Annotated in this window: 15 protein-coding genes and 3 pseudogenes; 13 read left to right on the top strand and 5 right to left on the bottom strand. The window is 45.8% G+C overall.

Annotated features, from left to right (window positions below):
• The first annotated feature begins 42 nt into the window (after positions 1 to 42).
• The 6 genes and pseudogenes from folD to QUA42_RS24410 all read left to right on the top strand — a co-directional run bounded on the left by folD (position 43) and on the right by QUA42_RS24410 (position 4,441).
• A complete protein-coding gene (folD, locus tag QUA42_RS24435) occupies positions 43 to 921 on the top strand; it encodes a bifunctional methylenetetrahydrofolate dehydrogenase/methenyltetrahydrofolate cyclohydrolase FolD (protein ID WP_333140845.1) in 879 nt (292 codons plus the stop codon).
• A 73-nt stretch (positions 922 to 994) separates the two neighbouring features.
• A complete protein-coding gene (locus QUA42_RS24430; protein WP_333140843.1) occupies positions 995 to 1,756 on the top strand; it encodes a calcium-binding protein in 762 nt (253 codons plus the stop codon).
• 314 nt (positions 1,757 to 2,070) lie between these two features.
• Positions 2,071 to 2,220 (top strand): annotated as a pseudogene (locus QUA42_RS24425) (bifunctional 5,10-methylene-tetrahydrofolate dehydrogenase/5,10-methylene-tetrahydrofolate cyclohydrolase); the annotation flags it as partial.
• A gap of 73 nt (positions 2,221 to 2,293) precedes the next feature.
• Entirely contained in the window at positions 2,294 to 3,091 is a 798-nt protein-coding gene (locus QUA42_RS24420; RefSeq protein WP_333140841.1) for a calcium-binding protein, read from the top strand.
• 366 nt (positions 3,092 to 3,457) lie between these two features.
• Positions 3,458 to 3,559 (top strand): annotated as a pseudogene (locus QUA42_RS24415) (bifunctional 5,10-methylene-tetrahydrofolate dehydrogenase/5,10-methylene-tetrahydrofolate cyclohydrolase); the annotation flags it as partial.
• 179 nt (positions 3,560 to 3,738) lie between these two features.
• A protein-coding gene (locus QUA42_RS24410) for an IS1 family transposase (protein WP_333140837.1) occupies positions 3,739 to 4,441 on the top strand; the annotation gives its coding sequence in 2 pieces (ribosomal slippage) (positions 3,739 to 4,061 and positions 4,060 to 4,441; 705 coding nt in all).
• A gap of 10 nt (positions 4,442 to 4,451) precedes the next feature.
• Here QUA42_RS24410 and QUA42_RS24405 read toward each other — a convergent pair.
• The 4 genes and pseudogenes from QUA42_RS24405 to ndhC form a co-directional block, all read right to left on the bottom strand.
• Positions 4,452 to 4,905 (bottom strand): annotated as a pseudogene (locus QUA42_RS24405) (IS1 family transposase); the annotation flags it as partial.
• A 370-nt stretch (positions 4,906 to 5,275) separates the two neighbouring features.
• Positions 5,276 to 5,779 (bottom strand): NAD(P)H-quinone oxidoreductase subunit J, encoded by a 504-nt coding sequence (locus QUA42_RS24400; protein ID WP_333140835.1) that lies wholly within the window; start codon positions 5,777 to 5,779, stop codon positions 5,276 to 5,278.
• A complete protein-coding gene (gene ndhK, locus QUA42_RS24395; RefSeq protein WP_333042724.1) occupies positions 5,772 to 6,497 on the bottom strand; it encodes a photosynthetic/respiratory NAD(P)H-quinone oxidoreductase subunit K in 726 nt (241 codons plus the stop codon). Before ndhK ends, QUA42_RS24400 begins: the two co-directional genes overlap by 8 nt.
• Positions 6,488 to 6,850, bottom strand: a complete 363-nt coding sequence (ndhC, locus tag QUA42_RS24390; protein WP_006635500.1) for a photosynthetic/respiratory NAD(P)H-quinone oxidoreductase subunit C — start codon at positions 6,848 to 6,850, stop codon at positions 6,488 to 6,490. The genes ndhK and ndhC overlap by 10 nt, the downstream gene beginning before the upstream one ends.
• A gap of 161 nt (positions 6,851 to 7,011) precedes the next feature.
• On the opposite strand from ndhC, the gene QUA42_RS24385 reads away from it, so the two are divergent.
• The 7 genes from QUA42_RS24385 (at position 7,012) to QUA42_RS24355 (ending at position 11,726) form a co-directional block, all read left to right on the top strand.
• Complete coding sequence (locus QUA42_RS24385; protein ID WP_190661728.1) at positions 7,012 to 7,347, top strand: rubredoxin; 336 nt, start codon at positions 7,012 to 7,014, stop codon at positions 7,345 to 7,347.
• Positions 7,334 to 8,347, top strand: coding sequence for a photosynthesis system II assembly factor Ycf48 (locus QUA42_RS24380; RefSeq protein WP_333140833.1), 1,014 nt, complete (start codon positions 7,334 to 7,336; stop codon positions 8,345 to 8,347). The genes QUA42_RS24385 and QUA42_RS24380 overlap by 14 nt, the downstream gene beginning before the upstream one ends.
• A 56-nt stretch (positions 8,348 to 8,403) precedes the next feature.
• On the top strand, positions 8,404 to 8,652 hold the full coding sequence (psbE, locus tag QUA42_RS24375; protein ID WP_006635503.1) for a cytochrome b559 subunit alpha: 249 nt from the start codon (positions 8,404 to 8,406) through the stop codon (positions 8,650 to 8,652).
• A gap of 20 nt (positions 8,653 to 8,672) precedes the next feature.
• A complete protein-coding gene (gene psbF, locus QUA42_RS24370; RefSeq protein ID WP_006635504.1) occupies positions 8,673 to 8,810 on the top strand; it encodes a cytochrome b559 subunit beta in 138 nt (45 codons plus the stop codon).
• A gap of 9 nt (positions 8,811 to 8,819) precedes the next feature.
• A complete protein-coding gene (locus QUA42_RS24365; protein ID WP_015176850.1) occupies positions 8,820 to 8,942 on the top strand; it encodes a photosystem II reaction center protein L in 123 nt (40 codons plus the stop codon).
• A 69-nt stretch (positions 8,943 to 9,011) separates the two neighbouring features.
• Entirely contained in the window at positions 9,012 to 9,134 is a 123-nt protein-coding gene (locus QUA42_RS24360; protein ID WP_006635506.1) for a photosystem II reaction center protein J, read from the top strand.
• Positions 9,135 to 9,470: 336 nt separating this feature from the next.
• Complete coding sequence (locus QUA42_RS24355; RefSeq protein ID WP_333061154.1) at positions 9,471 to 11,726, top strand: transglycosylase domain-containing protein; 2,256 nt, start codon at positions 9,471 to 9,473, stop codon at positions 11,724 to 11,726.
• A gap of 339 nt (positions 11,727 to 12,065) precedes the next feature.
• On the opposite strand, the gene QUA42_RS24350 is transcribed toward QUA42_RS24355, so the two are convergent.
• Positions 12,066 to 13,130, bottom strand: coding sequence for a TIGR03032 family protein (locus QUA42_RS24350; protein WP_333140868.1), 1,065 nt, complete (start codon positions 13,128 to 13,130; stop codon positions 12,066 to 12,068).
• Between the last annotated feature and the right edge of the window lie 318 nt (positions 13,131 to 13,448).

Below are 13,448 nucleotides of genomic sequence, written 5' to 3'. Positions count from 1 at the left end.
AGCTAAAATCTAAAATCGTCAGCCCCTAACCCAGAGTCTACAATGGATGCCAAAACTGCTCAAATACTAGATGGCAAAGCTTTAGCGACAAAGATTCAAAGCGAGCTGAGCGATCGAGTCCGCGCCCTACAACCCCAAAAGGGCCGTCCTCCTGGACTTGCGGTGCTGATGGTGGGCGACAACCCCGCTAGCGCAGCCTATGTTCGCAATAAAGAGCGAGCCTGCGCTAAGGTTGGCATAGCTTCCTTCGGCCAGCATTACCCCGCAAACACAACTCAAGCCGAACTAGAACTTGCAATTCGTGCACTCAACGACGACGATCGAGTAGATGGCATTTTAGTTCAATTACCGCTACCAGAGCACTTAGACGCAATTTCGCTGCTGTACCAAATTGCCCCCGACAAAGATGCTGACGGACTTCACCCTGTAAATTTAGGCCGTCTCGTGCGTGGGGAGGAAGGTTTGCGGAGTTGTACTCCCGCGGGAGTGATGCGGTTATTGCAAGAATACCAGATTGATTTGAAAGGAAAAAATGCTGTAGTTTTGGGACGGAGTATTTTGGTGGGTAAACCGATGGCACTGATGCTATTAGAAGCCGACTGCACTGTTACTGTAGCTCATTCGCGATCGCAAAACCTAGAATCGATTACCAATCAAGCCGATATTTTAATAGCTGCAGTCGGTCGCACAGAAATGATTACAGCTAATATGGTCAAACCTGGATCAGTAGTAATTGATGTCGGTATTAACCGCGTTGTCAATTCAGACGGTACGAGTCGTTTGGCCGGAGATGTTGATTTTAATGGTGTTAAAACAGTAGCCGAATTTATCACGCCGGTGCCGGGAGGAATCGGGCCGATGACTGTTGCTATGCTTTTGGAAAATACCGTTTCGAGTTATATGGAATACGGTTCTAATTGAATTGGGGGCAACTTGTAAGCCAGTATTGGCTCAAGTAGGGTTAGTAATCTACCAACACACAAAGATTTTAGCTATGGCTTTAAAACCCGATCCATCAGGGACATTGCGCTTAATTGGCGACAACACCTCGGAATTCATTCAACTTTCTCCTGAAGCTCTAACCAACTTCTCTTTAGGAGCTTGGGCGCTCGATGGCGACGATACCGTAGATGGCTCAGAGGCTAGCGAGTTAATCCTGGGAAATGAAGGGGAAGATGTTCTCAGAGGTTTTGTAGGCAACGATTCTGTATTTGGGGGAAAAGGAAAAGATGGCCTGTATGGACATGAGGGGAATGACTGCCTCAGTGGTGGTCTAGATGCTGATTTGATTTATGGAAGAGCAGGCGATGATATTTTATTTGGGGGTAGAGGCAATGATCTTTTAGACGGTCAAGAGGGGAATAACACTCTGGTTGGCGGCTTGGGCAGAGACTACTTAATTTGTGGCAGGGGCAATAATTTATGCGTTCTGGGAATAGATACTGCCACGACAGATATCAATTCTAGTGATGCGATAACAAATTTTGATCCTGATGTTGATCGCCTTGGATTAGCGAGTGGCTTAACGGTGAATGATATAGTGTTGGAGCCGGTAGAGAATGTGACATTTACATATAGGCTCGATGTCTCGCAAGCGTTACAATTATTGCTTCCTCCAGTTTTTCTCAGCGAAATTAGCGGAGTTGTTTCAGGAACTCTAATCAGAGTCAGGAATTCTAACGCGATTTTAGGTTTGGTAGACAATGTAACGCCTAATGAACTACAAAGCAGGATTGTTTCCGTTCAGAGTTTCTAAATTCAGGACAATCAGTGGTGGCCTGACAAACTTATCATATTGTTAGCCACAAATTAACTGCTGATATTTACAGGACTTATGCAGAAATGCTAGTAGTATGGTGCGTATTTCGCACTTTACTACTATGAGTCGTGTAAAAATTGACTGTGCAGCGTAAGTCTTGTAAAATTATTTACTCTTTGAGTCTGCCTTGGCGGACGAAAGTTGGTGTAGTAGCGATTTCATGCTCGGATCGAAATCACTAATCACTAAGATTTAGCGTGAGGAATTCAAGATAGCAACAACGCGACTTCGGCGTTGTCAATCCAGACGGTACGAGTCGTTTGGCCCCAGATGTTGATTTTAATGCTGTTAAAAGAGTAGCCGAATTTATCACGCCGGTGCCGGGACGAATCGGGCAGGTGACTGTTGATATGCTTTTGGAAAATACCGTTTCGAGTTATATTGAATACGGTTCTAATTGAATTATGACCAACTTGTGAGCCAGTATTGGCTCAAGTAGGGTTAGTAATCTACCAAAACACAAAGATTTTAGCTATGGCTTTAAAACCCGATCCATCAGGGACATTGCGCTTAATTGGCGACAACACCTCGGAATTGATTCAACTTTTTCCTGGAGATTTAGCCAACTTCCCTTTAGGAGCTTGGGCGCTCGATGGGGATGATACAGTAAATGGCTCAGGGGCTAGCGAGTTAATCCTGGGAAATGAAGGGGAAGATATTCTCATAGGTTTTGCAGGCAATGATTCAGTATTTGGGGGAAAAGGAAAAGATGCACTGTATGGACAGGAGGGGAATAACTCCCTCAGTGGTGGTCTAGATGCTGATTTTATTCTTGGAGAGGCTGGCGATGATATTTTATTTGGGGGTAGAGGCAACGATGCTTTAGACGGCGGAGAGGGGAATAACACTCTGGTTGGCGGCTTGGGCAGAGACTTCTTAAGTTGTGGGTTTGGCAATAATTTATGCGTTCTGGAAATAGATCCTGCCAATAGAGATATCAATTCTAGTGATATAATCGAAAGTTTTGATCCTGATATTGATCGCATGGGATTAGCGAGTGACTTAACGGTCAATGATATAGTGTTGGAGCCGATACAGAATGTGGCATTAACATATACTTTCGATCTGCCGCAAGCTTTACAACCATTACTCCCTCCAGGTCCGGCAGACGCAAGTGGATCTGCTTCAGCAACTCAACCCAGAGGCGGAATTACCGGAGTTTATTCAGGAACTCTAATCAGAGTCAGGAATTCTAACGCGATTTTAGGTTTTGTAGACAATGTAACGCCTAATGAACTAGAAAGCAGGATTGTTTCCGTTCAGGATTTCTAAGTTCAGGACAATCAGTGGTGAGCGGAAAAACTTATCATATTGTTAGCCACAAATTAACTCCTGATATTTACAGAACTTAGGCAGAAACGCTAGTAGTAGGATGCGTATTTCGCACCTTACTACTATGGGTAGTGTAAAAATTGACTATGCAGCGTAAGTCTTGTAAAATTATTTACTCTTTGAGTGAGCCTTGGCGGACGAAAGTTGGTGTAGTAGCGATTTCATGATCGGATCGAAATCACTAATCACTAAGATTTACCGTGAGGAATTCAAGATAGCAACAACGTGAATTCGGCGTTGTCAATCCAGACGGTACGAGTCCTTGGACCCCCGATACATATGGACTTTGATGCTGTTAAAACAGTAGCCGGATTTATCACGTGGGTGCCGGGAGGAATGGGGCCCATGACTGTTGCTATGCTTTTGGAAAATACCGTTTCGAGTTATATTGAATACGGTTCTAATTGAATTGGGACCCACTTGTGAGCCAGTATTGGCTCAATTAGTAGGGTTAGTAATCTACCAACACACAGATGTTTTACCTATGGCTTTAAAACCCGATCCATCAGGGACATTGCGCTTAATTGGCGACAACACCTCGGAATTCAGGCGTTGCTGAGTTAGAGTATGAATAGGAGGAATAATTTATGCAATGCCCAGAATGTAAATCAACCCATATCCGTAAAAACGGCAAGAAGAAAGGAAAACAGAATCACATTTGTGTCCAATGTGGTCGTCAATTCATTAATCAGTATGAATCCCATCGAGGTTATAGCGAGAGCATTAAACGTGATTGCCTAAAAATGTACGTCAATGGTATGGGTTTACGGGCGATAGAACGAGTTAAGGGAGTTCATCATACCACGGTAATAAATTGGGTAAAACAAGTCGGAAAACTGTTACCAGAGGTTTATGACCCGGAAGTCATTCCAGAAGTTGGTGAGCTCGATGAATTACAAACTTATGTAAAAAAAAACAGACAAAATCTGCTTGTGGACAGCGGTTGACCACTTTCGACCAGGAATTTTAGGATGGGTATTAGGCGATCATAGTGCTAAGACATTTGAACCATTATGGAACCAAGTAAGTGCATGGAACTGCTACTTTTATGTAACTGATGGATGGTCTGTATATCCCATGTTTATTCCTGATGAGGCTCAGATTATAAGTAAGACTTATATGACACGAGTAGAAGGAGAAAATACAAGACTAAGACATTATTTAGCCAGATTACATCGGAAGACTCTTTGTTATTCTAAGTGTGAGAAAATGCTCAAGCATTCTATTAAGTTATTAATACATTACTTGAAATTTTACGATATTCCCATTCCTGGGGCATTCATACCTTGATTCAGCAACGCCAACAATTCCATGTTGCTACAAGCTCCCACAAGGAGACAAAGGTCTTCCCACGCTCGGTCGCCCAAAACCCACCCTAAGATTCCTGGCTAAAAGTGGTCTACTGCTGTCCACAACCAGGTTTTTTTACCCTACAAAAGTTTCTAGTTCATCCAACTCCCCCACTTCTGGAGTGGTCTCGCTCGTCATAGGCGGACGGTAGGCGTTCTCCTAATTGTCTGACCCAATTAATGACGGTGGTGTGATGGACTCCTGTGACGCGCTCAATACCTCGAAATCCCATGCCGTTGACATACATTTTCAAACATTGCGCTTTAATTTCATCTGAGTATCCTTTGGAGATTGTGTAAACATCAATAAACTGACGATGACAATCGACACAAATATGATGAGCGCTTCCCTCTCATCTTGCCATTTTTACGGATATGGCTGGAGCCATATTCAGGGCATTTCATTAGATTTAACGTCTATTCATATCACAATTATGCAACGCCGGAAATCGATACCGCTTGCTGAATAGCCATCTATAAAATTCATACTTTTGCTTGAGATAGAGTCTAAATTTTTGCTCCAAATAGGTCCCAACAGCCTTTCCCTCTGTGATGCCGTAAAGCAGAGGTTCTGGGTCTTGAGACTCGGCTACTCAAAATACTGCCGCCTCAGCCTCAGAACAAAGAATTTATACGGTCAGAGTCGTCATAGGGAGTTTGCGTGTATCTGCGGTTAAAAAATCCAAATTAGCCAAAAAACAGAGGGCGGGTTTTGCATAAAACTCAACTTTAAAAGTCCAATTTTACGATCTAAACCCGCCCTCGCAAAACTCACTTAATAAGCGTCTTGCAATTCGTAAAAATCAGGGGAAATGTAATCTTTCCGCAGCGGCCAGCCTACCCAATCTTCGTTCATCAAAATCCGTTTCAGATTCGGATGTCCTTCGTAGACGATGCCGTACATATCGTAGGATTCCCGCTCTTGAAAGTCGGCCGCTTTCCAAATCCAGTAGACTGATGGTACTCTCGGATCTTCGCGAGGAATAAATACTTTGACGCGCACTTCTTCAGGCTTGGAAGCATTATCTGTCAGTTTAGCCAAGTGGTAGACGCTGACTAAATCTTCTCCCGGCCCTTGGTCGTAGGCGCACTGGCACTGCATATAATTAAACCCGTAGGCATACAGTGCTGTTGACATCGGAATTAAGAAGTCTCGATCGACCTTTAATATCTCCACGCCCAAATTATCGGCCGCTAAAGCTTCGTGTTCAAACCCATTCTGAGTCAACCACTGAGAAACCTTCCCGGCTTCAACAATTGCAGATTCTGTCTCAGCCACGGTTTACCTCCTGTTTTTGTCCTGCAAGCAAAGCCGGCGGTACTGGCATTCCCATTGCTTCGGTCAATTCCTTCGGTGGCGCCATCCTGCCCGGAACTGACAAATATTTGCCGTCCAAAATGTCGTCTACTACTTTCATTTTGTGGGGTCTGGTGTAGTAGCGGTGGGTTGGCAGCAAATTGGCCCGTTCTTGCATAGAATCATTGGCGATTTTTTTCCGCAGTTTGATAATTGCGTCAATAATCGCTTCTGGGCGGGGGGGACAGCCGGGGATGTACACGTCTACGGGAATCAGTTTGTCAACGCCTCTGACTGCTGTGGTGGAGTCTACGCTGAACATTCCCCCGGTGATGGTGCAAGCACCCATCGCGATCACGTATTTTGGTTCGGGCATTTGTTCGTACAGCCGCACCAAGATGGGGGCGTACTTCATGGTAATTGTGCCGGCGGTGATGATCAGGTCGGCTTGTCGCGGACTCGATCGCGGTACTAAGCCGAATCTGTCGAAGTCAAAGCGCGATCCGATCAAAGCTGCAAATTCGATGAAGCAGCAAGCGGTACCGTAAAGCAGCGGCCACAGGCTCGAAAGTCTCGCCCAATTGTAGAGGTCATCCACTGTTGTCAGGATGACGTTCTCTGATAATTCGGATGTGACTTGCGGGCGCTCTGCGGGGTTGACAATTAGAGGTTTTTGTGATTTGTCAGAACTTAAGACCATTCCAAGGCTCCTTTGCGCCATGCATAGACAAGAGCAATAACGAGGATCGTGATAAAAAACAAGGCTTCGATGAAAGCCAACAGTCCTAGCTGGTTGAAAGCAACCGCCCAAGGATAGAGGAAGACGGTCTCTACGTCGAAGATGACGAAGACCAGGGCGAACATATAATATCGGATGTTGAACTGAATCCAGGCTCCGCCGATCGGCTCGACGCCGGATTCGTAGGTAGTGCGTCGGTCGTAGGGACGACTTTTGGGCCGCAGTACCTTAGACGCCGTGAGGGCGAGGATAGGGACTAGGCTGGAAATTAACAGGAAGCCTAAGAAATACTCGTAGCCGCTGAGTGCAAACACGGTGAATAATTACTGCCTAGGTGAAAGGGTTCTGTAACTTGTCTTTACATTATATAGATTGTGGGTAGCTAAAATTACGAGTTGGTTGAGATTAATCCTCCATCTTCTGCAATAATTTTTAATGTATATTTTAAGATTAGCTTACCTACTCTTTTGGAGCTATGAGCGATCGAGCCACTGAGACTAAGACCCTCGATCGGCACGAGTGCCGCGCCTGCGGCTACGTCTACGATCCGAAAAAAGGGAATCCTAAAAATGACATTGCCCCTGGCACGGCTTTTGAAGATTTGCCCCAAACTTGGGTCTGTCCCGTTTGCGGGGCGCGCAAGTCGGCGTTTCAAAATCTCGGTCAGCAGGAAGGGGTATCGGGATTTAAGGCAAATCAGCGCTACGGTGTCGGTGTCAACGGCATGACCGAAGGTCAGAAAAGTTTGCTGATTTTTGGCGGCTTGGTCGTTGGTTTCTTGTTGTTACTTAGTATGTATGGTTTGCAGTAAAACGTTTGTGAGATTTTGGCAACGAATTGTAATGTTATTGGCCGCTGCGCTCATCTGTACGAGTTGCAGCACCATCGGTTCTGTGAGTTACAACCCCTGGCAAGTGATTTCTTTGCCGACGGAAGCTAATTTGCAGGATATTGCCTTTACGGGCAATCCTCAGCACGGCTGGGTTGTGGGTTCTGAGGCGACTCTGCTCGAAACCCTTGACGGTGGCACTAGCTGGAAGCCTATAGCACTGGATATCGATGATCCTAGGTCGCGTTTTGCGTCGGTGAGTTTTTCGGGTTCCGAAGGCTGGATTGTCGGCCAGCCTTCTGTTTTGCTCCACACGAACGATGAGGGCAAGTCTTGGACGCGGATTGCTTTGAGCAGTCAGTTGCCTGGTTCTCCGAGTACGATCGCGGCTTTGGGCCCGAATTCCGCCGAGATGACGACGGATGTCGGGGCGATTTACCGGACTTCCGACGGCGGCAAAAATTGGAAAGCTGTCGTGCAGGATTCTTTTGGCGTAGTTCGCAATATCAACCGTTCTGAAGACGGGCAGTATGTTGCAGTTTCCTCAAAGGGCAACTTCTACTCGGTGTGGAAACCAGGACAAGAAGCTTGGGAACCTCACAACCGCAATAGTTCTCGCCGCCTGCAAAATATGGGTTTTACCAAGGACGGGCGTTTGTGGATGCTCGCCCGCGGCGGTCAGATTCAGTTTAGCGACCCGTCCAATCCTGAAGGTTGGGGAAAACCGTTTTTTCCAGATCGCAAGGCGAGTTGGGGTTTGCTGGACATGGCTTACCGGACTGATAATGAAGTTTGGGTAGCCGGCGGCGGCGGCAATTTGCTGTGCAGTTTGGACGGCGGGAAAACTTGGCTAAAAGACCGCGAAGTTGAAGATGTTCCGGCTAATTTTTACAGGATTGTCTTTATGGGGCCCGATCGCGGATTTGTGATCGGCGCGAGCGGTACTCTACTTAAATATCAAGGTTCAGCGCAAGCTGCTTGATAGTAGAATAGTAATAGAGATTGTCTGTCAATTTGTTGTTGAAAGGAGGATTCTAAATGGCTGGTACAACTGGAGAACGTCCGTTTGGGGACATTATTACAAGTATCCGTTATTGGGTAATTCACAGCATCACCATTCCAGCTTTGTTTATTGCTGGATGGCTGTTTGTGCAAACGGGTTTGGCTTACGATGCTTTCGGAACTCCTCGCCCTAACCAGTATTTCACACCGCAGCGGGAAGAAGTGCCGATTATCTCGGATCGCTTTGAAGCTAAGAAACAAGTAGATCAGTTCATTGCCAAGTAATTTAACAAGGATTTGGAAAAATGACGAGCAGAACCCCAAATAATGAGCCAATTTCGTATCCGATTTTTACGGTGCGCTGGTTGGCAGTTCATACTTTAGGTGTCCCAACAATTTTCTTTTTGGGCGCGATCGCAGCAATGCAATTTATTCAACGATAGGAGTTTACAATGCCTGAGCGCGTTCCTAATCCCAACGAGCAGCCTGTTGAGTTAAACCGGACTTCTTTGTATTTGGGTTTGTTGCTGATTTTTGTTTTGGGTATTTTGTTTTCCAGTTATTTCTTTAATTAACTGGTGTTTGAGTTAGCTTTCAATAGTTCGATCGAATGTGTTTAGCTGTGAATTAGTGAGGTGATAGCTATGTTTAGTGAAAGTGGCAGAATTCCTTTGTGGCTGGTAGCTACTGTCGCAGGTCTCGGTGTTCTGAGCATTGTGAGCCTTTTCTTCTACGGTGCTTATGCCGGTTTGGGTTCTTCGATGTAAGGAGAATCAAGCTGATTTTCGGCTTTTAACCCCCCTTGAACAAGGGGGGTTTTAATTATGGAAAGTGTGTGGGTAAATTAGGGATAAATTTGATTTAAAGTGTTGATTTTTTGGCAAGTTTATGATTCTTTAATTCTCTCGTGATAGCAGGATTGTTTGTGGTTGGGTAGAGATTTGCTCAATAAACGGATTCCGGGCGAGTTCACCAATCACCCTAAAATCGATCGCCACTAGCCGACGCTCGCCTCCTTCTGTGGGGCAGATCCTGAAATTAGCCAAAAGTTGCGAGTAGAATGGTGCAAGAGCCGATCGCTCGATCGTAGTGCACAGCGAAATATGACCCCACCGCCGCCGCCCCGCAAACCTCAAACCGTCTTGGGTGCAATTACCCAAGCAGTCCAGACTATTGCCAAGGTTAATTTTAACCAGCTAGCGCTGAAACCAAACGCCAAAGTACCCGAATTGTGGGTACAGGATGCGGGTGCAGCTAAAGCTGAGGTTTATCCGCTGTTGGGCGATCGATATTTGTTAGGTCGATCGTCCAAATCTTCAGATATCGTGGTTCGCAACCCCGTTGTCAGTCACGTGCACTTATCCCTGTCACGCGATACTCGGCGGCGGACTCCTTTTGTCATCAAAGATGAAGACTCCACCAACGGCATTTACAGCGGGAAAAGGCGAATTAAAAGTATGTCCCTGCGTCACGGAGACGTATTCACTTTAGGACCGCCGGAACTAGCCGCCGCTGTCAGAATTCAGTACGTATATCCGCCGCCTTGGTATTTGGAACTGGTGCGTTATAGCTTTTATGGCGTTAGCGGAATCACTGCTTTGATTGCCGCGTTGGTAGGGATGGAATCCACAAAGTTTCAAGTGCGGCCTCTGCCGAGAAGTATCAATGGCCCCGTGATTGTTTACGCGCGCGACGGGCAAACTCCCCTGCGTCCTCCTCAGAATAACGCTCACTTAGAATTAAAAAAATTGCAGGATTTTTCGCCTTATTTATCCAAGGCGGTACTTGCTTCGGAAGATAGCCGCTACAATTGGCATTTGGGAGTCGATCCGCTGGGGGTTTTGCGGGCGCTTTTGACCAATGTTCGCGGGGGAGGAATTCGCGAAGGTGGCAGCACTGTGACGCAGCAGTTAGCGAGGAGTTTGTTTCGAGATTATGTGGGAACTCAAGATTCGGCAGGACGCAAGTTGCGGGAAGCCGTAGTTGCTTTTAAACTGGAGACTTATTACAGCAAAGATGAGCTGTTGCTGACTTATTTAAATCGGGTGTTTTTAGGAATAGACCTTTACGGTTTTGAGGATGCGTCTCGGTTTTATTTTGGGAAGTCGGCGAAGGATTTAACTTTGTCAGAGGCGGCAACTTTGGCGGGCATTTTGCCTGCGCCAAACAGTTTTAATCCGATTCAAAATTATCAATTGGCGGTGCAGTACCGCGATCGAGTAATCGAACGGATGCGGGCACTGGGGACGGTTTCTCAGGAAGAAGCAGATCGCGCGAGGCGATCGCGAATTGAGATCAATCCCAAAGCTCGCCAATATCTGCAAAGTACGATCGCTCCTTATTTCTACAATTATGTATTTGACGAATTGGAGTTTTTGCTCGGGGAGCAGTTAGCAAGAGAAGGCAATTTTATTGTAGAAACAGGTTTGAACCCCGGCCTGCAAAAGTTGGCGGAAAGTTCCCTCAGAAATGCTGTTGAAAACGCGGGAGCCAGTGCAGGTTTTTCTCAAGGAGCCGTGGTGACTCTCAATAGTACAACCGGGGAAGTCTTAGCTTTAGTTGGGGGCGTAGATTATTTGAAAAGTCAGTTTAATCGGGCTACCCAAGCTTTGAGACAGCCCGGTTCTACATTTAAGATTTTCACCTATGCAGCCGCCCTGGAACAGGGAATCTCACCCGATAAAACTTATTCTTGCGCCCCCCTTTCCTGGGGCGGACAAAGTTACAGCGCCTGCGAAAGAACCAGCGGCAGTGCGGATATGTATCGCGGCTTGGCGTTGTCGGAAAATGCAATTGCTTTGAGAATAGCACAACAAGATGTCGGCTTAGAAAATGTAGTGCAAATGGCTAGGCGTTTGGGGATTACTTCTGAACTGCGTTCTAACCCGGGTTTAGTATTAGGAGAAAGTGAAGTTAATGTGTTGCAATTAACGGGGGCTTTCGGTGTTTTGGCCAATCGGGGCTTGGGAAATCGCCCCCACGTAATTAAGCGAATTATTGACAGCAGCGATTGCAAAGATAGAAATAATTTTAACAGTTGCCGGGTGATTTATGACTATCAAAAAGATGGCATTGCCAATCGGCAGTTAGTTTCGGAAGCCGTAGCGGATACGATGACTGATATGCTGCAAGGTGTTGTGCGCGGAGGTACGGGCAGCAGTGCTGCTTTGGGGTTGGGAGAAGCTGGAAAAACAGGCACGACTAATGATAATCGAGATTTGTGGTTTGTCGGTTATATTCCGAGTCAGCAACTGGTGACAGGAGTTTGGTTGGGAAATGATGATAATTCTCCGACTGGGGGAGGTAGTTCAAATGCCGCTCAGTTGTGGGGGGAATATATGCGGCAGGTGGCACGTTGAGTGGATGCGGGGATTGGACGAATTTTGATACGGCATTGAAATATCCAATTTAAATGCCGTACAGCTTGTCAACTCAATCTCCGAATCCTGAACGCAGAACCCATGAAAAACAGATGCTGCGATTGTTTTTCTAAGAGGGCGCGCCAGCTAACAATCCCCGCGAGCAATGACATCAATACGTTATTGATTCCCAGGCTGATGAAGCTTAACTGAGCGAGGATGTTTTCAGGGCTTGGGTTGGTCGTTGCCAAAGCGATCGCACTTCTAGCAATTTTACAATGTCTTGCTACAACGATCGATCTTTTTCATAATCATGTCTGAGTGCCACCGGAATTGATATTAAAGTTCCAAAGTAATTAACTGAGCAATTTCATCCGTTTGAAAACCCAAAGCCATAGGCTTTTGCACTGCCGGAATCACTTGCACGTCATAGAGTTCTGTGACAATTCCTTCAAACCGCAACCAGTGAACGATCGCCCCAGTAGTCAAATCAATCACCATCATACCACAGCGAGGCTCAGCATCCTTTGCTACCAACAACTCATCCAATTCTAAACCGCTAAAAGTGTTGTCACCACCTCTGGGTTTCGAGAGTCCAACTATTGCCCAGTTTTGCCAAAATGCTAGTCCTCGGACATATCCCGGACAAAACGTAATTGCCTCAAATTTCCCTGTGTCTAAATCCACATAACCCAATTCTCCCCGCCCCGAATTCAGCAGCCACAATTTGTCTTGATACCACCGGGGTGAGTGCGGCATTGACAATCCGGTGACGATAATATCATTAGATTCAATATCAATAACTATACCGCCGTTTTGTCTGCGATCGCGCCAGCCATCTACCACATCCGACTGACTCGACGCCGTGACATATTTCGCCTCCCCAGCCACCATCGCCAAACCGTTGAGGTGACAGCGGTCTTCATTTATATATTGTGAGATAAAACCGGGTTTCCAGAGAGGTTTGCAACTGTGGCGATCGCTCAAAGTAGCGATACAATTAAACAAAGTGCTAATAAAAATGATTTGATTATTTTTATCGACTGCGATATCGTGAATGTCGATATCACCTGTAGTATAGCCGATTCTTGGTATATATAATTTATCGTATCCTTGGTATAATTTCCCGGTTTCTAAGACATTATCTAATTGCCAGAGTTGATATTTTGAACTTAAATAAAGGCGTTCCGGAGTGCAGTAAAGCCCCATTGCGCGATCAAATATTCGCCAAAAAGCCGAGATTCTGTTCGTTTCTGGGACAGCACCGATTAACATTAACCTGCTGGTTTGATAGGTAGTGCAAGCGAGGCTAATTTGTTGTTGGGTTAACCAAGATGGAAAATCGCGATCGCCAAAAATCTCGTGTTCGGAGACTGTATTGAAAGTAGCTTGTTCGTTATTCATAGAATCTAGAGGCATATCTTTATGTATCCACAATATAGCGCGATCGTAATTCCCTCGCCTTGCGGGTTTTATCGATCCTACTTGACCAAACTCAACATTCATCTGCGTCCATAGCACGTACATCCGCCACCCTCTGCGGTTAAAATTCCCAAGTAATTTTGTCCTCATGCCAAAGATCCGACTTTTCCGACTTTACAGAGGCAGGGGCCCGAAGCAATGATAGAGATAGGGAAAGTCAACCCACTATAGCAATCCTAAATGATTTTCTATATTTATAAACAATCCTAAATAATTTTCTGTGTGTAAGTATATTGACGT

The sequence above is a fragment of the Microcoleus sp. Pol11C2 genome, assembly GCF_036701505.1.
Taxonomy (GTDB): domain Bacteria; phylum Cyanobacteriota; class Cyanobacteriia; order Cyanobacteriales; family Microcoleaceae; genus Microcoleus.
This window is presented reverse-complemented; position numbering and strand designations above follow the sequence as displayed.